Origin of the sequence: Ruegeria sp. AU67 (assembly GCF_900312795.1) — a bacterium.
Classification (GTDB): Bacteria; Pseudomonadota; Alphaproteobacteria; order Rhodobacterales; family Rhodobacteraceae; genus Ruegeria; species Ruegeria atlantica.
In genome coordinates this window covers 100,290-118,774 of sequence record NZ_OMPH01000006.1, presented here as the reverse complement: position 1 = coordinate 118,774, position 18,485 = coordinate 100,290, and the positions used below count along the sequence as shown (strand labels likewise).

The window sequence follows — 18,485 nt, the reverse complement described above, 5'->3', positions numbered from 1 at the left end:
CATGACTGCCCCGATTGCCGCCGATCAGATATTGCGTGTCCCACTGTTGCCGGTTCTGGCAGCACAGGCGATTTCCGTGCGTCGTAACGCTCAGCTGCTGCCCGAACCGTCCGGCCCGCGCCAAGGGCGCGAAGGGCGCGGCCCCCGGTTGCGGCTGCTCATCGCTGGTGACAGCTCGGCCGCGGGTGTGGGGGCTGGGCGACAGCAACAGGCACTATCGGGGTTTCTCGTGGCGCGGTTGGCCCGCCATTACAGCGTGGAGTGGCGACTGGAAGCGACGACGGGCCACACAACACAGGATACGCTGGAACGATTGAACCACCTTGAAGGCAGCTATGACGCCGCCGTGACAGCCTTGGGTGTAAACGACGTCACGCGTGGAGTATCCCGGCAAAAGTTCACGGCTTTGCAGACCCAACTTCTGGATCATCTGACGAGCAACCTGGGTGTTCGACGTGTCGTGGTTACTGCCGTGCCACAAATGAACCGTTTTCCGGCCCTGCCCCAGCCGCTGGCCTGGGCACTGGGGCGACAGGCGGCCCGGTTGGATCGGGGTTTGCAAAAGGCCGCTGCGACATTCCCGCAAGCCCGGCACCTGTCATTGGAGTTTCCGGATGACCCGGCACTGGCTGCTCCGGACGGATATCACCCAAGCCCCAAAGCCTATCGCTTGTGGGCAGAGGCCGCGGCCGACTTATTGCATCAGCGCTGACCCCGCATCTGACGGATCATCGGGATCGTATAGACCACCAAAGCCGCCCAGATCAGCGGGAAGGCGATCATACGGCCCCGATCGATCTGTTCCCCAAACACGGTAATCGCAGTGATAAAGATCATCGTCGGCGCGATGTACTGCAGGATTCCCATTGTGGACAACCGCACCAATTTGGCCCCGTTGGCATAGACCAGCAGCGGAACAGCGGTGACAATGCCGGCACAGGCCAGCAGCATGGTGTCCCCAGCGGCAGCGCCAAAGTGGCCGGTTCCTTTTGCCCCCAACCAGGTGATGTAGACCAAGGCTGGGATCAGCAGGATCAGAACCTCAAGCAGAAAGCCCTGATTGGGGCCGATGGGCAGCGAGCGTTTGAAGAAAGCATAAAACCCCCAACTGACCGTCAGGGCCAGCGCAGCCCACGGCAGCCGACCCGCTTCGACGATCAATACCAGCACACCCAAAGCAGCTAACCCCACCGCCGCCAATTGCGTACGATTCAAAGGCTCACGTAACAGGATTGCCCCTAGCGCAATGCTGAACAGCGGGTTGATGTAATAGCCCAACGCTGCGTCCAATGCGTTACCGCTGGCAATCGCCCAGACGTAAATGGCCCAATTCACCGAGATCAAAGCCGCAGTCAGACAGGCCATGCCCAGCATTTTCGGGTTTTGTAAGGCAGCCTTCAAATCCCCGGTTCGCCCTAGCGCCACCAGCAACAGTCCGGCCACAGGCACCGACCATACAATCCGATGCGCCACGATCTCGACCGGCCCGATATGCGCCAGAGCTTTCATGTAAAGCGGCAGGAAACCCCATAGAACGTAGGCGGTCACCGCCAGAGCCAATCCTTTTGGCGTGTCCTCATTCTGGGGTGATGTTGCGGCGTCCGCCATCATGGATCTCCGGATGATACCGTTTGTCTATACGGCTGTTCCGGAGGGTTTGGAAACTGCGAAAACCGTGAACGGTCGCATCAAGAAAATTGATATGTACCAAGAAAACGGGGCGCCACAGCGCCCCGTGTGTCGAACCTTGGCGCTAAACTTTAACGCGCTCGGATTTTGGGTCGTACATCGGCTTGAGCGACGCCTCGGCTTTGACTTTGACGCCGCAAACATCGATCTCGTAGGTCGAGGCCAAAACGTCAGCGGCCTTTTCGCCTTCACAGGGCACATAACCCAGACCGATCGCACCGCCCAGCGTGTGGCCATAGTTGCCCGAGGACAGATAGCCAACATACTCGCCATCCCGGATGATCGGTTCGTTATGGAACAACAGCGGTTCCGGATCGGTCAGCTTGAACTGAACCAGGCGGTTATGTGGTCCGCTTTCCTTGCGCGCGATCACCGCCTCACGCCCGATGAAATCGCTGACCTTGTCGACCTTGACCGCAAAACCAAGCCCAGCGTCGACCACATGGTCCTCACAAGTGATGTCGTGGCCGAAGTGGCGGAAGCCTTTTTCGATCCGGGCGCTGTCCATCATATGCATGCCGCACAGTTTTAGCCCCATGTCCTGTCCGGCCTCGTGCAGGGTTTCGAACACATGTCCCGCCATGTCGGACGAGACATAGATTTCCCAACCAAGCTCACCGACATAGGTCACACGGTGGGCACGGGCCAGGCCCATGCCGATCTCGATTTCTTGTGCGGTGCCGAACGGGTTGGTCGCGTTGGTGAAGTCGTTGGGCGAGACCTTTCCAAGCAGCGTACGCGCATTTGGACCCATAATGGCCAGAACACCCTCACCCGCTGTAACATCGGTGACGACGACGTTGAAGTTGCCCGCATGGCGCTGCATCCAGGTCTGGTCAGCCAAACGGGTCGCTGCCGGGGTCACCACCAGATAAGCGGTCTCGGTCAGGCGGGTGACGGTCACGTCCGCCTCAATCCCGCCTGCGCGGTTAAGGAACTGAGTATAGACGATCTTGCCATTCGGGACCGAGTAATCGCCGCCACCGATATAGTTCATGAATGCTTCGGCATCGGGGCCGTCAACGCGGATTTTGCCAAAGGACGACATGTCATACATGCCGACATTCTCGCGCACGGCTTTATGCTCGGCAGACGAGTTCTCGAACCAGTTCTGGCGTTTCCAGCTGTACTGATACTCGCGCTCCTGCCCTTCATTCGCGAACCAGTTGGCACGTTCCCAACCCGCCAACTCGCCCATGACCGCGCCCTGTTCTAGCAGGTGGTGGTGGAATGGGGTCCGACGCACGCCGCGCGCAGTGGCCTTTTGGCGATAGGGGTAATGGTCGGCATAGAGCAAACCCAGAGTCTCTTTCGAGCGCTCAAACAGGTACTGCTTATTGCCCTGGAACGGCTGCATCCGGCTGATGTCCACGTCTCCCAGATCGAACGGTTTTTCACCGCTATCCATCCATTCGGCCAGCGCCATGCCAGCGCCACCGGCGGACTGGATGCCGATCGAGTTGAAGCCCGCCGCGACCCAGACATTGTCCATCTCAGGCGCGAGGCCCAGATGATAGGCGTCATCGGGGGTAAACGACTCGGGCCCGTTGAAGAAGGTGTGAATACCCGCTTCGGCCAGCATCGGCATACGTTCACACGCAGCTTCGAGGATCGGTTCGAAATGGTCGAAATCCTCGGGCAACTGGTCGAATTCAAAGGTGTCAGGAATACCGTCCATCGCCCAGGGCTTGGCATTCGGTTCAAATGCACCCAACAGGATTTTGCCTGCGTCCTCTTTGTAATACGCGCATTCATCGGGAACGCGCAGAACCGGCAACTGGGTCAAACCGTCGATATTTTCGGTAACGATGTAGAAGTGTTCGCAGGCGTGCAACGGCACGTTCACGCCAGCCATCTGGCCGACCTGATGCCCCCACATACCGGCGCAGTTCACCACCATGTCGCATTCGATATGACCCGAAGCGCTGCCGTCATCTGCGACCCAGTCAACGCCGGTTACCTTGCGGCCCTGCTTGACGATGTCGGTGACTTTCACACGTTCTTTGACGATACCGCCACGCTGACGGGCGCCCTTGGCCAATGCCAAGGCGATGTTGGCCGGGTCACCCTGACCATCCAGCGGTAAGTAAACAGCACCCTTCACGCCTTCGAGGTTGATGTGGGGATACAGCTCCTGAACACGTTCATTCTCGATTTCTTCGACCTCGACGCCGAAAGCGCGCGCCATGGCCGCCTGACGGTAGATCTCTTCTTTGCGCTCTTCGGTTAGCGCAACAGTGATTGATCCACAGCGTTTAAAGCCTGTGGCCACACCGGTTTCTTCTTCGAGCGAGCCATAGAGTTCCTGGCTGTATTTCGCCAGCTTTGTCATGTTCGCCGTTGCGCGCAGCTGAGCGATCAGACCCGCCGCATGCCAGGTCGTGCCGCTGGTCAGCTGCTTACGCTCCAGCAGGACAACGTCTTTCCAGCCTTTCTTGGTCAGGTGATACGCCACCGAACATCCGATGACACCGCCACCGATAATGACAACACGGGCCTTGTTTGGAAGATCAGCCATTCTCATGATTCCGCTTTATGAGTTTCCACCCAAAATGACACGAAAGAGCGACACAGAATGCACGAAAAACGTCAGCCCATTTGCAAAAATCAACGTTGTTTGACTTGCCGTTTTTCACGCCTCAGCACAAAGGGTGTCACGCCGAAAAAGCTTTTGTAGACCGACGAGAAACCGTTGGGAAACCCGCAGGCCAGTCCGATTTCGCGCACGCTCATCGTAGTGTTCAGCAGAAGGTTATTGGCCTTGGCCAGCCTCATCTCGCGGTAAAAGCCGTTTGGTGTGGTTCCGAAATAGTTCTTAAACTTCCGTTCCAGCGATCGGTTCGAAAGCTTTAGCGCTTCGACGATTTCGTTAATCGGCAGCGGGTCTTCGATATTGGCCTGCATCACCTTGATGCATTGGTCCAGCTTGGCGTCACCTGTAGCGGTGGTCTTTGATCCGGAAAATGGCTGGAGAGACGAGAAATCCCGGATGTTCTCGTGCAGCATGATGTCGGCCACCGTCATTCTGGTTGGCCCGGAAATATGACGTCCGATCACGGCCAGCGCGACATCGGTAGTGGCCTCCATCCCGGCGCAAGTCACCACGGCGCCCTGTTCTGTTGCAATCGACAGTTTGGCTTCGAACTGGGCGCGGCGCTCACGCAGGAAGGACGCGTTTTCCCAGTGGGTCGACATGTCCTCGGTCCCCTGCTCGTCGATATAGCGGCTTGCAGCTTCGGACAGCAAAAAGACCTGTGCACCGCGGAAAGTATAATCCGACACAACACGCCCCAGCGACAGATCAGGATGATCGGGGTCGGAATTTCCGATGACGAACAAATAGTCCGCGTTGGGTTGCGACGGAATGCGGTCGGTCTGGATCGTCGCCTCGCTGCTGCTGGCGACCGGGCCACCCCTCAGAGAGCGATAGGCATAGGTGAATGGCGGGCTCGGACAAACGCGGTTGGCCAACCGCAGCACCTCAACCAATGACGCCAGTTCCAGCAGCACATAGCCCGGCGCGACAACGATGTCGAAATGTCGCTGCGCGTTAGAAGCCGGGAGGTTCGACGGCGATGGCATCACTTTCCTCTCAGACAATCCGGTGCCCGGCGGACCGCAATCGATCGGCAAGGACCTCTATGTGATCCGGCCCGACTTCGCAGCATCCGCCAACAATCGTTGCCCCCTGCGCTACCCATTCCATGGCATGATCGGCATAAGCCTCGGGTCCAAGATCGTGGCGCTGTGTCAACACGTCGACAGTCGGCGCGTCTTTCAGGAAATCCTGTGCAATCCCGGTGAACCCATTTGCATAGGCCCCAAATGGCCGCCCCATCGTGGCTATAACCTTGAGCCCGGCAGGAATGGCCTCGGGGCGGGAACAGTTTATCAGAACAGCGTCAGGGTTAAACCGATCCACAAGAGGCGCAATATCGGCAAGCATTTCACCAGATCGCAGCCGTGTTCCGTCATCATCCATCACAGAAAGCGCCAGCCAGACCGGTTTGCCTGCCTCAGCCGTACCACGCAGGGCCCCTTCGGCCTCTTGCACCGAGGAAACGGTTTCGATCAGGAAAAGGTCGACGTCATCGGACATGAGGGTAACTAACTCGGCAAACTTTTCGGCGGCGTCTTCCACATCAGGATTCAGATCGGGGCGATAAGACGCCAGCAAAGGACCCAGCGCCCCGGCGATGCGCCCGGAACCGCCAGCGCGCGCACGGTTCGCCTGAGCAACCGCAGCATGGACCAGGTCGGGCAATTGATCCTCCATATCCAGACGCTCCAACCGAGAACGATGGACCGCGTAGGTATTGGTCGTCGCAACCGTCGCGCCACGGCGGAAATATTCGGCGTGTACCTCTTCCACCAGTTCCGGGTGGTCGATCATCACGCGCGTCGACCACAGCGGCGTGGGCTTGTCCCCGCTGCGTTTGACCAGTTCTTGCCCAATCGAGCCATCCAGAAGCGTGATATCCGCCAATTGCCAACCTCCCTACGGAATTAGAACGAGTTTTCCCGGCAACGCCTTGGACTGAAAGTCCTCCTGCGCCTTGGCGATGTCTCTTAGTGAATAGGTCTTGGAAACCAAAGGCTTGATGCGGCCCGCATTCATCATCTCGACAAGGCGGCCAAAGACTTCAAATGCCTGATGTGTGCAGCCGTGAATCGTGATGTCGCGCAGGTAGATCTCACGCAGGTCAGCCGAAACGATTGGTCCTGCGATTGCCCCGGAAACGGCATAATGACCGCCGGGTTTCAGAGCTACGATCAGGCCGGGCCAAGCCGGGCCTCCGACAACGTCGATCACGACGTCGAACATGTCCTTGGGCGGCGGCGCGTTGCGGTCAAAGGTGTCCACGGCCCCCTGCGCTTTGACCACCTCGGTCTTGGTTGATCCCGTAACGCCCCAAACCGTCGCCCCGCGTAGAGACGCCAGTTGCACGGCGGCAAGGCCCACGCCGCCTGAGGCACCGGTAATCAGCACCTTATGCCCAGCGGTCACGCCAGCACGGGTTAACAGGTTCTCGGCCGTGCCAAATGCACAGGGGATGGCGGCGATTTCGACATCTGACAGGGGTGAGGCCGTCACGTCATACAGGTCGCCGGCCTGAACCAGACAGTATTGCGCAAACGCGCCGTCGATTTCAGAGCCTAATGCGATAAAGCCAGTCGGATTGCCGGGACGCGGGCGTGGCAAGTTGATCGGGCAGGTCACCCGTTGCCCGGCTTGAAACCCGGTCTCTTGCCCTGCCAATTCGACTATCCCACACAGATCGCCACCCTGAATGCGCGGAAACGCCAACGCACCTCCCCAGCCTCCGGCATCAACATCCTGATCAACGGCGTCCGTTGCCCCGGTCACGTCCGAGGAATACCAACCGACCCGTGTATTGATGTCGGTGTTGTTTACCCCTGCGGCCGCGACCCGAATCAGAACCTGCCCCGAACCAGGCGTTGGGACCGGAATATCCTCGCACCATTCCAGCGCTTCGGGACCGCCGTGGCGCGTCAGGTAAACGCCGGACATTTTCGTGGGCGTGGTCATCTTCAGGCCCTGTCTTCCGGATGGGCTGGAACCGGCCCCATCGACACAATGTCGAAACGCGCGTTCAGCTCGGCCATTTTCGCCTCATCTGCAAAGTCAGCCTCGGTCATCGTCGCCAGTTCGGCCAGAAACCCATCGAACCCCGAGGGCTGAAAGATCATCAGCATTCTGGCGGGCGCGCCATCGGCGACACGACACGCATGGGGTACTCCGGGCGGGACATGCATGGTTGTGCCCGGAGTACAGCGATGCCAGTCGCCATCAACGTAGAAATCCACCGCACCTTCCAGAAAGTAAAAAGTCTCAGCGTGGGTGTCATGGCGATGAAGGCCAAGCGCGAAGCTGGCCTTCAGATTGTCTTCCATGAGCGTGTATGCGCCATCGGTGTCCTGACCAGACACTTTCACAAAGGTGTGGTCATTTTCCCAGTCATAGTTGGGACCCTCACCGGGTCTCAGTTTGGCGTATCGTTTGCTCATAGCGGTCTCCGTGAGAAGTTAAGCGCGCAACCGCTCGTTCTCAGGATCCCAGAGCGGCTGATCCTGCTCTACCACGGCGCGGCACTTTTGGCCGTAGATTTCGACTTCAAGCTCGGTGCCGGGGTTGGCAAGCTCGGCCTTGACCATGCCCAGCGCGATGGACTTGCCGACGCGGTAACCCCATGCGCCCGAAGTGGTCTCGCCCACGATCTCGCCGTTCTGCCAGATGCAGGACATGTAGGGCGCGTCGCAGTCTCCTGCATCCACTGTAATGGTCACAAAGGCCTTTTTTACGCCCTGCTGCTTTTCGTTCAGGATCGCGGCCTTGCCGGGGAAGTCCTGCGGCTTGTCGAGTTTGACGAACCGCTCCAGCCCACCTTCCAGCAGAGAGTAGTCGGTCGACAGGTCACCCTTCCATGCCCGATAGCCTTTTTCGATACGCAGTGAGTTCAGGGCATACATCCCGAACGGCGTGGCACCGGCGCCGATGATCGCGTCATAGATCGCAGGCATATGCTCGTTCAGGGCATGCACTTCCCAGCCCAGTTCACCGGCAAAAGAGACGCGGATCAGGTAGGCGGGCTGGCCAGCTACGGTGGCGGACTGGTGGGTCAGCCAACCAGTGGTCAGATCGGCGTCCGTCAGGTTCGACAGGATCTCGCGCGATTTCGGGCCCGTGACGATCAGAGTGTCACGCGAGGTTGTCACGTCCTCGATCGACACACTGGCAGGCATTGCGTTCATCAGGATGTCACGGTCATGCCATTGCGCAGTGGCGGCGGTGATCATGACGAATTCGTCCTCGCCCAGACGGATACAGGACATCTCGGTCAGAATGCGGCCACGATCATCAGAGACATAGATGAGGTTCATCCGGCCAACCTTTGGCAGCCCTCCGGTTGCGAGACCGCGCAACGCCTCAGCGGCGCCCTCTCCCTTGACCATGAAGCGCGAGAAGCCTGGCAGATCCAGCACTCCACAATCATCTCGCACGGCCTCGCATTCTTCTTGGATCCGCTGCTCCCACGGGCCGGACCTACCCCAGGTATGGGTGGCATCAAGCGACGTGTCGTCGCCCGGCTTTGCGAACCAGTTGGCGCGCTCCCATCCGTTATAGGCACCCATCACGCCGCCCAGCGCTTTGACCTTGTCATGCACCGGCGACAGTTTCTTGTCGCGTGCGGCAGGCCATTCGTGATGAGGGAAGTGCATGGCGTATTCGTTGCCATAAACTTCCAGACCTTTCTGGTTGCAGTAGTCCTGATCTGTGTAGTCGGTGTAGCGGCGCGGATCGACGGCCCACATGTCCCATTCGGTCGCGCCATCGACGATCCATTCGGCCAGCACTTTGCCCGCGCCACCGCCCTGCGCGATGCCGAAAGTAAAGGTGTGCGCTTCGAACGCGTTTCTAACTCCCGGCATCGGGCCGATCAGCGGCAGGCCATCCGGTGCATAGGGGATCGGGCCGTTGATGACACGGCCAACGCCCGAGGTTGCCATCAGCGGAACCCGCTCCATCGCGTCAGTGACGATATCCTCGATGCGGTCCAGATCATCGTTCCACAGCTGGAACGAGAAATCCTCGGGCATAGCATCGTCTTCAGTCATCCAGTGGCCCTTGCAGTTAGGCTCATACGGACCAAGGTTGAAACCATTCTTTTCCTGCCGCAGGTAGTACGAGATATCCACGTCGCGCAGCAGTGGCAGTTTCTTACCACCGTTCGCTTTGGACCATTCTTCAATTTCTGGAACTTCGTCCGTCAGCAGGTACTGGTGGCTCATCACCATCGCGGGAACTGTGCGGCCGCCAAAGGGCTTGAACCACTCTCCCACGCGCTGCGCGTAATACCCAGCGGCGTTCACAACATAGTCGCAGGCTATATCGCCTTTGTCGGTGTGTACGGTCCAGGTGCCGTCGTCGTGCTGAATTACGCCAGTTGCCGGGCAAAAGCGGATGATCTTCTGGCCCATGTCACGGGCACCCTTGGCCAGTGCCTGTGTCAGCTGCGCCGGATCAATATCACCATCGGTGGGATCGTACAGAACGCCTTCAAGATCGTGCGTCTCCAGGAAAGGATAGCGCTCTTTAGCTTCTTCCGGGGTCCACATCTCCATCGGGATGCCTTGATAGCGTCCCATCGCCATGGCGTGTTCGAACTCTTGCATCCGCTCCTTGCTGTGCGCAAGACGGATCGAGCCTGAAACGTGGTAGTTCATCGGATAGTCGACCTCTTCGCCCAAACGCGAATACAGCTCGGTTGAGTACCGCTGCATGTTCATGATCGCCCATGAATTCGAGAAGGTCGGAACGTTACCCGCCGCGTGCCAAGTCGAGCCAGCGGTCAGTTCGTTCTTTTCCAGCAGAACACAATCAGTCCAGCCCTTCTTGGCCAGATGGTACAGCGAGGAGGCCCCCACCACACCGCCACCGATAACAACCACGCGGGCTTTTGTCGGAAAATCGCTCATTGGTCTTGATCCTTGTTACTGTGCCCGTTGGGGCAGATCGTCTGTGATGTCGTAGTAATCGCCCTTGTCGGCGACAAAGATATGCTTCGAGAGCGTTAGACCCGTGGGCTCGCTGAGCGCACCCATGGAAATTGAAATCGTGTCCTCGTCATTGTGCTGCCAGAAGAGGAACGAGCCGCAGGAACGGCAGAAACCGCGGCGGGCGGTGTCCGAAGCGCGGAACCAAGTCAGCGTATCGCTGGCGGTGAAGCTCAAGTTATCCTGATGTGTCCAGGTCGAAGACCAAACATGGCCGGACTGCTTGCGGCATTGACCGCAATGGCAGGCCGAAGGCTGTGAAAGCTCTCCGGCAATCGTGAACGCGACTGCGCCGCAGAGGCAAGAACCGTTTTGCATCTGATTACCCCCTAGCTGCGGGCGTGGAGCTGGCACCCAGCAACACGCCATAGATGATGAAACAGGCGGCCATGACACGACGCACCCAAGTGTTGAAAACCGCTCCCAGCGCCGCTTTGCCCATCAATGTGCCCATCAGGGTGAACCCGGTATAGCTGAGCGTGGTAACGACCAGCGCCGTGGGCATGATGACGACCATCTGCTGCCAGATCGGCACATCCGGTTGCACAAATTGCGAAAAGGCGGCGAGATACCCTGCCACGCTTTTAGGATTGATCGTCGCAACCGCCAGTGCGTGTAGATACACGTGACGCGCAGGGCGTTCGGTAACTGGTGCCGGACGCGTGGCATTCATCCAACCGCGAACCCCAACCCAAATCAGGAACCCTGCACCAACCAGTTTGGCGATGAAAAACCCGGTTGGGGAGGCTGCGATCAACGCGGTCACACCTAGTGCTGACAGAATCAAAAACGTGCTGGCCTGCGTCAGAATCGCCAAAACACCTAGCATCGCCTTGGGAAACGGCAGGCTCATTCCGTTCGAGATGCAGTTTACCGCATTCGGACCCGGAGTGGTGACGAACACCACCCAAAACAGCGCGAATATGGTCCAGGCTTCAAAGCTCATCAGTACACCGGCGGAGCGATAACCCAGATGGCCACTGCGGGCTCATCATAGGGGTTCGACCATTGATAGGGTTCATGTTTGATCCGAAAGCTGTCGCCGGGGCCGACCGAAAACTGGCGCCCACTGATCGTCAGTGCCAACCGCCCTGACACCATGTACCCTACCTCCTGCGTTGGTCGGTTGGCCGGGGTTTGCATTTTCGATCGGGGCTTGAATGTGGAATGCACCATTTCGAAATCATCGGTCAGATCGGGCGAAAGCAGTTCTTCGATCAACCCTTCCTCACCGGACCCCATCGGGCGGCGCGTTCCGGCGCGCACCACATACCCCTGCTCATCTGCCGGAGCGGAGGAATGCGCGAACAGCATCGACATCGGCACGCCCAGACATTCGGCAATCTGGCGCAGGTCGGAAATTGAGGGGTCGGATTTGTCGCGCTCGACTTGGCTAAGCCAACCTACAGAACGACCCAGACGTGCAGCGATCTCGGTCAGCGTCAACCCACGCGCCTTACGCAAAGCCCGAAGATCGGCTCCGAGTGTGGCGCTGTGCGGGGCTTGGCTGTTCACTGAACGCTCCGAAGTTTGGTGAAATTTTCTCCTCGTTTTTCACGATGCATTGATTCCGTGAAAAATCCAAGATTTTTTTCACTTGGGTCCACGACATTGTTTGGATATCCGTCAACCATGTGGATTGCGGTGATTTATCTGTGGGTCGTCAACACCCTGACTTTGCTTGCCTTTGGCTGGGATAAGCTGCGGGCAAGACGGCGGAAAGGGCGTATCCCGGAACGAAAACTATTGTGGCTGGCGGCGCTGGGCGGCAGTCCAGGCGCATTGCTGGGGCGGTGGATTTTCAGACACAAAACCCGCAAGCGGCTGTTTTCATACTACATCTTTGGGATTTTCGGCGCTCAGGCTGTCCTGGCCTATCTTCTGGCGGTCTTGGAATTGCCCAGTCTGGTCTAGCGCGAGATTTCCATCAGGGATTAGGTGCTAACCATTTGGGAAACTGTCTGCTACACTCCCATTCTATCTGAATATGATTATTCTTACGCATTCGCAAAGGGTTGAATGACAAATGGACAACGGCATCGGTTTCTTCGACATAGTCTGGTCAATCTTCTGGCTGTTTCTGATGGTGGCCTGGTTCTGGGTGATGATTTCGGTTGTGGCCGATGTCTTCCGCTCCAAGGACCTAAGCGGCGGTGGAAAGGCAGTCTGGATCGCCTTTGTCATCCTGATTCCATGGATGGGTGTTCTGGCCTACCTGATTGTCCGCGGCGACAAGATGCACCAACACAATGCCGAGGCTATGAGCCAGATCGAACAGGCGCAAAAGGACTATATCCGCTCAGTCGCGACCGTATCTGCTGCGGATGAGCTGGAACGGCTTGCTGCGCTAAAGGAAAAAGGCGTTCTGACGGATGAGGAGTTTGCGGCGCAGAAAGCCAAGCTTCTGAGCACCTGATAGGAAGCACACACTAATCAATATGGCCGGGGGTACGCCCCCGGCCATTTTTTCTTGGCGAATACGCTGGACAGAATTCCGCTCAGTTGCCTTGCGTCTTGTTCATTAAACGCGTTGGGTTGATCACTGTCGATATCGAACACCGCAATGACGTCACCGGCGGCGTTGTGCACTGGCAGCACCACCTCGGATCTGGTCGAAGATGCGCAGGCGATATGGCCCGGAAACGCATCCACATCCGGCACCAACTGTACCTCGCCCGTACGGGCGGCAGCGCCACAAACACCGCGGTCGAACGGGATAACCAGACAGCCGTGCCCACCTTGATAAGGTCCAATCTTCAAAAGCCCCGGCTCGGTGACACGGTAGAAGCCTGTCCAGTCAAAACGATCATCGGAATGATGCACCTCGCACGCGACCGTGGCCATCAGGGCCACATTGTCGGTTTCACCCTCGGTCAGTGCGGCGATGGTCTTGGCAAGTGTATCGTAATCAGCTGTCATGTCGGAACTCGTGGCAGGGGTTTGCGCCGGGGTATTTGGAAAAAGGTGAAGCGTCAAACGCGTTCGATGGCTATCGCCGTGCCTTCGCCGCCGCCGATGCAGATCGCCGCCACCCCGCGTTTCAGGTTTCGCTTTTCCAACGCGTTCAGCAGCGTGACCATAATCCGCGCACCCGACGCACCGATCGGATGCCCAAGTGCGCAAGCCCCGCCGTTCACGTTGACGATATCGCGGGGCAGCCTCATCTCGTGCATGAAGGCCATCGGCACGACCGCAAAGGCTTCGTTAACCTCCCACAGATCGACATCTTCTTTCGACCAGCCGATGTTTGTCAGAAGTTTCTGCGCGGCCGGAACAGGTGCCGTCGTAAACAGCCCCGGTGCCTGCGCATGGCTAGCGTGGCCGACGATACGGGCACGAACGGTCAGACCCTGCGCTTGGGCTGCGTCCTCGGATGCCAGAACCAATGCAGCCGCGCCATCCGATATCGAAGAGGAGTTTGCTGCGGTGACAGTACCGTCCTTACGAAACGCCGGCTTGAGCGTCGGGATCTTCTCGGGCCGTGCCGAAAGCGGCTGTTCATCCGTGGCCTGCGTGACCTCACCCTTGCGGGTGCGGACCGTAACCGGCGTGATTTCATCCGCGAATGCGCCGTTTTTCTGTGCGGCCAGCGCATTTGACAATGAACGCAGCGCATATTCGTCCTGCGCTTCGCGCGTGAACTGATAGGCCTCGGCACTGTCTTCGGCGAATGTGCCCATCAGGCGACCTTTGTCGTAAGCGTCCTCGAGCCCGTCCAAGAACATATGATCCATTGCCTGCGTATGACCCAATCGCGCGCCTTCGCGCATTTTGGGTAAAAGGTATGGCGCGTTCGTCATGCTCTCCATCCCGCCCGCGATCATTGTATCGGCATGCCCTAAAGCGATCTGGTCATAGGCCATCATGGCCGCTTTCATGCCCGATCCGCACATTTTGTTCAGCGTTGTGGCGGGAACGTCTTCGCCCAACCCTGCCGCAAAACCGGCCTGGCGCGCGGGCGCCTGCCCCTGCCCGGCCGGCAAAACACATCCCATAAGGACTTCGTCAACGGTTTCAGTACCGGCCCCTTGCAACGCTGCCCTGATGGCGTCGCCGCCCAGATCGGCCGCTGTCACGGTATCGAACATCCCCTGAAACCCACCCATCGGGGTCCGCGCCGCGCCGGCGATAACGACTTGCTTCATCTGGATGCTCCTTCGCTTTTCTACTGAGATGGATACCGAATGTTAAGAATTGCCGTCTAGCGTATTTCTACGAGTGATTTTCAGTTTAGAGAACCCGCGCGCATGGCCCTGACCAGTAAGATAACAGACACAACGCAGATCATTACCGTGCATTCGGACCGGATTGATGCCGCAATAGCTATTCAGCTCAAGGAAGACATGCGCAATGAGGCCGAAGGCGGCGCGCCGCGTGTGGTCCTGGATCTGACGGGGGTCGAATTCATCGACTCAAGTGGCCTTGGGGCTATCGTCGCGTCGATGAAACAACTGGGCAGTGACCGCAGGTTGGATTTGGCCGGGTTGCACCCGTTTGTCGAAAAGGTGTTTCGGCTGACCCGCATGGATACGGTTTTCAACCTCTATCCTACCCTGGACGACGCTCTGGCACCGCCAGCGGAATGATTTCACGGATTGAATAGGCGCGATGTCGATGGGGAACGGGAACTGCTTGGATCTGAGCTTTACTGCAACCGAAGCCGAAGCCAGTGTTGGTATCGCCCAGCTAAGCAAAGGGCTGGAGGCGCAGGGCCTACCGCCACACAAGGCGAGCGACGTGAAAATCGCTCTGGCCGAGGCGATCAACAACGTTGTCGAGCATGCCTATTCGGACGTCACCCCGGCCAAGGTCCGGGTGCATTGTCGGCTGCACCAAAATTGGCTGGATATTTTGATCTCTGACACCGGGACTCCTTTGCCTGGATTTCGCGTGCCCGATGGTGTGCCCGCGCCTTTGGGATCGGCACTCGACGAGTTGCCCGAAGGCGGGTTTGGCTGGTTCCTGATCCACGAACTGACCAGCGACATTCGCTATGAACATCGCAATGGCTGCAACCGGTTGTCGCGGCGGTTTGACTTTCCAAACCCGACCACCTGACCCAAAATCGTCACATAAAGGCCCTGATCGCACCATTGCCGCGCCGCAAACAAAGGGCAAAAAGGTATCCGTAGCTCAGATAGCTTCCCTCGGCGCCTCGTGTCACAGCCCCCACCCAGTGAACGGCGCCGAGGATCTTCTCCTTGATGTGACTAGACACTCTCTGACCACGCTTTACCTTCGGCGCGTTCAAAGGGAGAAGGCAAAGCTATGCGGGATTTTCACACTCCGGGTCGGTCCGAAGTTTTGGCAACCGAAGGAATGTGCGCCACATCACATCCTCTGGCCGCGCAGGCTGCGGTGAGTATTCTGCAGCAAGGCGGCAATGCCATGGATGCCGCTATCGCAGGCGCCGTGCTACTGGGCATTTGTGAACCACAGATGACCGGGATCGGCGGTGATTGCTTTGTTCTGTTCAATCGCGCGGGCGAAGATCAAATTCGGGCTCTGAACGGGTCTGGCCGTGCGCCAGCAGCCGCGGATGCCGATCGGTTGCGGACCGAGGGGCTAGACTCAGTTCCATTGAACACGCCCGATGCTGTGACCATTCCCGGTGCAATTGATGCGTTTTGCCATTTGGCGATATCCGAAGGAAAGCTTGGGCTGGACGCAATTCTACAGCCAGCCATACACTACGCCGAGGTGGGTGTCCCGGTCGCACCCCGGGTCGCCTATGATTGGAAAACGGGGGCTGACACGCTGCAGGGGGCTGCACGCAAGCATTACCTGACTGACGGCGAAGCGCCGAAAACAGGTCAGGTCTTTCGCGCGCCAGGGCAAGCCGAGGTTCTGCGCCAGATTGCTCGCAATGGTCGTGACGCCTTCTATTCCGGTGAAATTGCACAGGATATGATTGACGCCCTAACAGCATTGGGTGGTGTTCACACGGCCGAGGATTTTCTGGCCACGCAATGCACAAAATCCCAGCCTGTCAGCGGAAACTACAACGGCATCGATCTTGTCGAACACCCGCCCAACGGCCAGGGTGCGACTGCAATCCTGCTTTTGAATATCCTGAAGAACTTTGACCTGGCGGGCCTTAACCCGTTTGGCCCTGAACTCATCCATCTTGAGGCCGAGGCCTCGAAACTCGCCTATGACGCGCGCAATCGGTTCATTGCGGACCCCGATCACACAACCCACGCTGAACGATTCCTCGACCAGAGCGTGGCGGACAAGCTGGCCGCGTTGATTGACCCCAAGCGCGCCATGCCAGCGGCGGCCCCACTAACCGAGTCCATTCATAAGGACACGGTCTATGTCACGGTTGTTGACCGGGATCGGATGGCCGTTTCGCTGATCTATTCCATATTTCACAGCTTCGGGTCTGGCATCGCATCGGAAAAATACGGGATTTTGCTGCAAAACCGCGGCTCAGGCTTCAACCTGAGCGCCGGTCACCCAAACGAGCTTGGCCCGGGCAAACGCCCGATGCACACGATCATTCCCGGTATGCTCAAACAGGATGGCCGTGTGCTCATGCCATTCGGCGTGATGGGCGGAGCTTTTCAACCAACAGGCCATGCGCGCCTATTGTCCAATCTCACGGATCATGGGTTGGGTTTGCAGGCCTCTGTGGACGCCCCACGCGCCTTTGCAGACGGCGGCGTTCTGAAACTTGAGCGCGGGATTCCGCCCAGCACATCTCAACAATTGAGCGATTTTGGGCACAACGTTCAGGTTCCAGAAACGCCACTTGGCGGAGCGCAAGCAATCCGAATCCGCACAGATGGTGTTCTGGAGGGCGCAAGCGACCCCAGAAAAGACGGTTGTGCGTTAGGTTATTGACCACCGGGGCGCGCAATCTGGCGCACCAATTACTTAGTTCAAATTAAAGTGCAGCGGGTACGCGCCATTCTCGAAAGGACCGAACATGTCAGGAATATCAGGATGCTCAACCGGTTCCCCCGATTGGTCCGCAACCAGATTTTGTTCTGAAACATAAGCCACATAGAAGGATTGGTCGTTTTCTGCGAGCAGATGATAAAACGGCTGATCCTTGATGGGGCGGCTGTCCTCGGGAATGGCCTGATACCACTCTTCTGTGTTGGAAAATTCCGGGTCCACGTCAAAAATCACCCCTCGGAAGGGATGCTTTTTATGGCGGACCACCTGTCCCAGGCGGTACTTGGCATTTGTCTTCAGCATTATCTCAGCCCCCAGAGATCTTACTACCTCTTTCCGGGCCGGAATGCCAATCATTGATCGGAAATTAAAGGAAACAGTCTGTGAACATCTTACTGACAGTGTTCGAAATTGTGGCGCCGGTTTTCCTGCTGGCGGGCATTGGATTCACCTGGGTCAAACTTGGTTTTGAGTACCGTTTGGAGTTTGTGACGCGCCTTGCCGTGACGCTGGCCGTGCCCAGCCTGATCTTTGTAGCGCTAATGCAGACCGAAATCCCGGCAGGAGAGTTGACCCGCTTCACACTGGCCGCAATTGCGGGTCATGTTGGCCTTGCCGTGGCCTTTGGCGTTTTCGTTCGACTTTCAAACCTGGACCGTCGGACTTACCTGTCGCCATTGATTTTTGGCAATACCGGAAATCTGGGCCTGCCGCTGTGCATTTTTGCGTTTGGCCAGGCAGGCCTTGGTTTTGCAGTCATTTTCCTGGCCATTACCGCCCTGTTTTCCTTCACCTATGGAATTTACCTCGTCGCTGGAAAGGGTGCATTCGGCAAAGTCGCGCGCGAACCGATGGTTTGGGCAACCCTGCTTGGGGCCTTATTCCTATGGCAAGACTGGGAAACGCCACTGTTCCTGACCAATACGCTAGAGCTGCTAGGCCAAATGGCCATTCCTATGATGTTGATTACAGTCGGCGTGGCAATTGCAAGGCTGACGACACGCAAATTGGGTCAGGCGATCTGGCTGTCCGTCCTGAAGCTGCTGGTCTGCTTCGCGCTCGGCTGGGCAATAGCCCGGTTCTTTGATCTGGACTCAACCGCCTTTGGAGTATTGGTCCTGCAGATGTGCACACCGGTCGCGGTTACATCGTACCTGCTGGCCGAGCGGTTTGACGCGGATTCGGACGCGGTTGCAGGGATGGTCATGGTATCAACTGTGCTTAGCGTGGGCGCTTTGCCTATAATTCTAGCCATTGTTCTATGACGATTGTGATTTCCTAAACGCTCAATTTGCGCTAGAATAAAGAAAAAAGGC

The 18,485-nt window shown here is 57.9% G+C and carries 20 protein-coding genes; 7 read left to right on the top strand and 13 right to left on the bottom strand.

From position 1 onward, the window contains the following. Position 1 precedes the first annotated feature (1 nt). Complete coding sequence (locus DK510_RS02020) at positions 2 to 712, top strand: SGNH/GDSL hydrolase family protein (RefSeq protein WP_109310692.1); 711 nt, start codon at positions 2 to 4, stop codon at positions 710 to 712. Here the strand turns inward: DK510_RS02020 and rarD are convergent. The 10 genes from rarD to DK510_RS01970 all read right to left on the bottom strand — a co-directional run bounded on the left by rarD (position 703) and on the right by DK510_RS01970 (position 11,781). Next, positions 703 to 1,608: an EamA family transporter RarD gene (gene rarD, locus DK510_RS02015; RefSeq protein ID WP_109310691.1), complete on the bottom strand. Its 906-nt coding sequence runs from the start codon at positions 1,606 to 1,608 to the stop codon at positions 703 to 705. The genes DK510_RS02020 and rarD overlap by 10 nt on opposite strands. Positions 1,609 to 1,753: 145 nt before the next feature. After that, positions 1,754 to 4,207 carry an FAD-dependent oxidoreductase gene (locus DK510_RS02010; protein ID WP_109310690.1) on the bottom strand — a complete coding sequence of 818 codons (2,454 nt, stop codon included), beginning with the start codon at positions 4,205 to 4,207 and terminating at the stop codon, positions 1,754 to 1,756. Positions 4,208 to 4,296: 89 nt separating this feature from the next. Beyond that, on the bottom strand, positions 4,297 to 5,271 hold the full coding sequence (locus tag DK510_RS02005; protein WP_109310689.1) for a GlxA family transcriptional regulator: 975 nt from the start codon (positions 5,269 to 5,271) through the stop codon (positions 4,297 to 4,299). A gap of 10 nt (positions 5,272 to 5,281) precedes the next feature. Beyond that, positions 5,282 to 6,175 (bottom strand): homocysteine S-methyltransferase family protein, encoded by an 894-nt coding sequence (locus DK510_RS02000; RefSeq protein WP_109310688.1) that lies wholly within the window; start codon positions 6,173 to 6,175, stop codon positions 5,282 to 5,284. Between the two features lie 12 nt (positions 6,176 to 6,187). After that, positions 6,188 to 7,240, bottom strand: a complete 1,053-nt coding sequence (locus tag DK510_RS01995; protein WP_109310687.1) for a zinc-binding dehydrogenase — start codon at positions 7,238 to 7,240, stop codon at positions 6,188 to 6,190. Between the two features lie 2 nt (positions 7,241 to 7,242). Further along, positions 7,243 to 7,719: a cupin domain-containing protein gene (locus DK510_RS01990; protein WP_109310686.1), complete on the bottom strand. Its 477-nt coding sequence runs from the start codon at positions 7,717 to 7,719 to the stop codon at positions 7,243 to 7,245. Between the two features lie 18 nt (positions 7,720 to 7,737). Continuing rightward, positions 7,738 to 10,188, bottom strand: coding sequence for an FAD-dependent oxidoreductase (locus DK510_RS01985; protein WP_109310685.1), 2,451 nt, complete (start codon positions 10,186 to 10,188; stop codon positions 7,738 to 7,740). Positions 10,189 to 10,203: 15 nt separating this feature from the next. Then, on the bottom strand, positions 10,204 to 10,584 hold the full coding sequence (locus DK510_RS01980) for a GFA family protein (protein WP_109310684.1): 381 nt from the start codon (positions 10,582 to 10,584) through the stop codon (positions 10,204 to 10,206). A 4-nt stretch (positions 10,585 to 10,588) separates the two neighbouring features. Beyond that, positions 10,589 to 11,212: a LysE family translocator gene (locus tag DK510_RS01975; RefSeq protein WP_109310683.1), complete on the bottom strand. Its 624-nt coding sequence runs from the start codon at positions 11,210 to 11,212 to the stop codon at positions 10,589 to 10,591. Next, positions 11,212 to 11,781 carry a helix-turn-helix domain-containing protein gene (locus tag DK510_RS01970; RefSeq protein ID WP_109310682.1) on the bottom strand — a complete coding sequence of 190 codons (570 nt, stop codon included), beginning with the start codon at positions 11,779 to 11,781 and terminating at the stop codon, positions 11,212 to 11,214. The genes DK510_RS01975 and DK510_RS01970 overlap by 1 nt, the downstream gene beginning before the upstream one ends. Positions 11,782 to 11,898: 117 nt before the next feature. Between DK510_RS01970 and DK510_RS01965 the strand changes: the two genes are divergently transcribed. Then, positions 11,899 to 12,180, top strand: a complete 282-nt coding sequence (locus tag DK510_RS01965; RefSeq protein ID WP_109310681.1) for a DUF1294 domain-containing protein — start codon at positions 11,899 to 11,901, stop codon at positions 12,178 to 12,180. Between the two features lie 112 nt (positions 12,181 to 12,292). Then, complete coding sequence (locus tag DK510_RS01960) at positions 12,293 to 12,682, top strand: SHOCT domain-containing protein (RefSeq protein WP_058279764.1); 390 nt, start codon at positions 12,293 to 12,295, stop codon at positions 12,680 to 12,682. A 17-nt stretch (positions 12,683 to 12,699) separates the two neighbouring features. Here DK510_RS01960 and DK510_RS01955 read toward each other — a convergent pair whose 3' ends face one another. After that, positions 12,700 to 13,185: a GAF domain-containing protein gene (locus DK510_RS01955; RefSeq protein WP_109310680.1), complete on the bottom strand. Its 486-nt coding sequence runs from the start codon at positions 13,183 to 13,185 to the stop codon at positions 12,700 to 12,702. A 53-nt stretch (positions 13,186 to 13,238) separates the two neighbouring features. Then, entirely contained in the window at positions 13,239 to 14,411 is a 1,173-nt protein-coding gene (locus tag DK510_RS01950) for an acetyl-CoA C-acyltransferase (protein ID WP_109310679.1), read from the bottom strand. A 102-nt stretch (positions 14,412 to 14,513) separates the two neighbouring features. On the opposite strand from DK510_RS01950, the gene DK510_RS01945 reads away from it, so the two are divergent. The 3 genes from DK510_RS01945 (at position 14,514) to DK510_RS01930 (ending at position 17,112) form a co-directional block, all read left to right on the top strand. Continuing rightward, positions 14,514 to 14,852, top strand: a complete 339-nt coding sequence (locus DK510_RS01945; RefSeq protein ID WP_109310678.1) for an STAS domain-containing protein — start codon at positions 14,514 to 14,516, stop codon at positions 14,850 to 14,852. 28 nt (positions 14,853 to 14,880) lie between these two features. Further along, a complete protein-coding gene (locus DK510_RS01940; protein ID WP_234998855.1) occupies positions 14,881 to 15,324 on the top strand; it encodes an ATP-binding protein in 444 nt (147 codons plus the stop codon). A 210-nt stretch (positions 15,325 to 15,534) separates the two neighbouring features. Further along, positions 15,535 to 17,112: a gamma-glutamyltransferase family protein gene (locus DK510_RS01930; protein WP_109310675.1), complete on the top strand. Its 1,578-nt coding sequence runs from the start codon at positions 15,535 to 15,537 to the stop codon at positions 17,110 to 17,112. A 33-nt stretch (positions 17,113 to 17,145) separates the two neighbouring features. Here DK510_RS01930 and hspQ read toward each other — a convergent pair whose 3' ends face one another. Further along, positions 17,146 to 17,472, bottom strand: coding sequence for a heat shock protein HspQ (gene hspQ, locus DK510_RS01925; protein WP_108861127.1), 327 nt, complete (start codon positions 17,470 to 17,472; stop codon positions 17,146 to 17,148). Positions 17,473 to 17,552: 80 nt separating this feature from the next. On the opposite strand from hspQ, the gene DK510_RS01920 reads away from it, so the two are divergent. After that, positions 17,553 to 18,434 (top strand): AEC family transporter, encoded by an 882-nt coding sequence (locus tag DK510_RS01920; RefSeq protein WP_109310674.1) that lies wholly within the window; start codon positions 17,553 to 17,555, stop codon positions 18,432 to 18,434. Positions 18,435 to 18,485 lie beyond the last annotated feature (51 nt).

Coding starts and splice junctions, on each gene's coding strand:
- DK510_RS02020 (WP_109310692.1), top strand. CDS start 2: ATGACTGCCCCGATTGCCGCCGATCAGATATTGCGTGTCCCACTGTTG.
- rarD (WP_109310691.1), bottom strand. CDS start 1,608: ATGGCGGACGCCGCAACATCACCCCAGAATGAGGACACGCCAAAAGGA.
- DK510_RS02010 (WP_109310690.1), bottom strand. CDS start 4,207: ATGGCTGATCTTCCAAACAAGGCCCGTGTTGTCATTATCGGTGGCGGT.
- DK510_RS02005 (WP_109310689.1), bottom strand. CDS start 5,271: ATGCCATCGCCGTCGAACCTCCCGGCTTCTAACGCGCAGCGACATTTC.
- DK510_RS01995 (WP_109310687.1), bottom strand. CDS start 7,240: ATGACCACGCCCACGAAAATGTCCGGCGTTTACCTGACGCGCCACGGC.
- DK510_RS01990 (WP_109310686.1), bottom strand. CDS start 7,719: ATGAGCAAACGATACGCCAAACTGAGACCCGGTGAGGGTCCCAACTAT.
- DK510_RS01985 (WP_109310685.1), bottom strand. CDS start 10,188: ATGAGCGATTTTCCGACAAAAGCCCGCGTGGTTGTTATCGGTGGCGGT.
- DK510_RS01980 (WP_109310684.1), bottom strand. CDS start 10,584: ATGCAAAACGGTTCTTGCCTCTGCGGCGCAGTCGCGTTCACGATTGCC.
- DK510_RS01975 (WP_109310683.1), bottom strand. CDS start 11,212: ATGAGCTTTGAAGCCTGGACCATATTCGCGCTGTTTTGGGTGGTGTTC.
- DK510_RS01965 (WP_109310681.1), top strand. CDS start 11,899: ATGTGGATTGCGGTGATTTATCTGTGGGTCGTCAACACCCTGACTTTG.
- DK510_RS01960 (WP_058279764.1), top strand. CDS start 12,293: ATGGACAACGGCATCGGTTTCTTCGACATAGTCTGGTCAATCTTCTGG.
- DK510_RS01955 (WP_109310680.1), bottom strand. CDS start 13,185: ATGACAGCTGATTACGATACACTTGCCAAGACCATCGCCGCACTGACC.
- DK510_RS01950 (WP_109310679.1), bottom strand. CDS start 14,411: ATGAAGCAAGTCGTTATCGCCGGCGCGGCGCGGACCCCGATGGGTGGG.
- DK510_RS01945 (WP_109310678.1), top strand. CDS start 14,514: ATGGCCCTGACCAGTAAGATAACAGACACAACGCAGATCATTACCGTG.
- DK510_RS01940 (WP_234998855.1), top strand. CDS start 14,881: ATGGGGAACGGGAACTGCTTGGATCTGAGCTTTACTGCAACCGAAGCC.
- DK510_RS01930 (WP_109310675.1), top strand. CDS start 15,535: ATGCGGGATTTTCACACTCCGGGTCGGTCCGAAGTTTTGGCAACCGAA.
- hspQ (WP_108861127.1), bottom strand. CDS start 17,472: ATGCTGAAGACAAATGCCAAGTACCGCCTGGGACAGGTGGTCCGCCAT.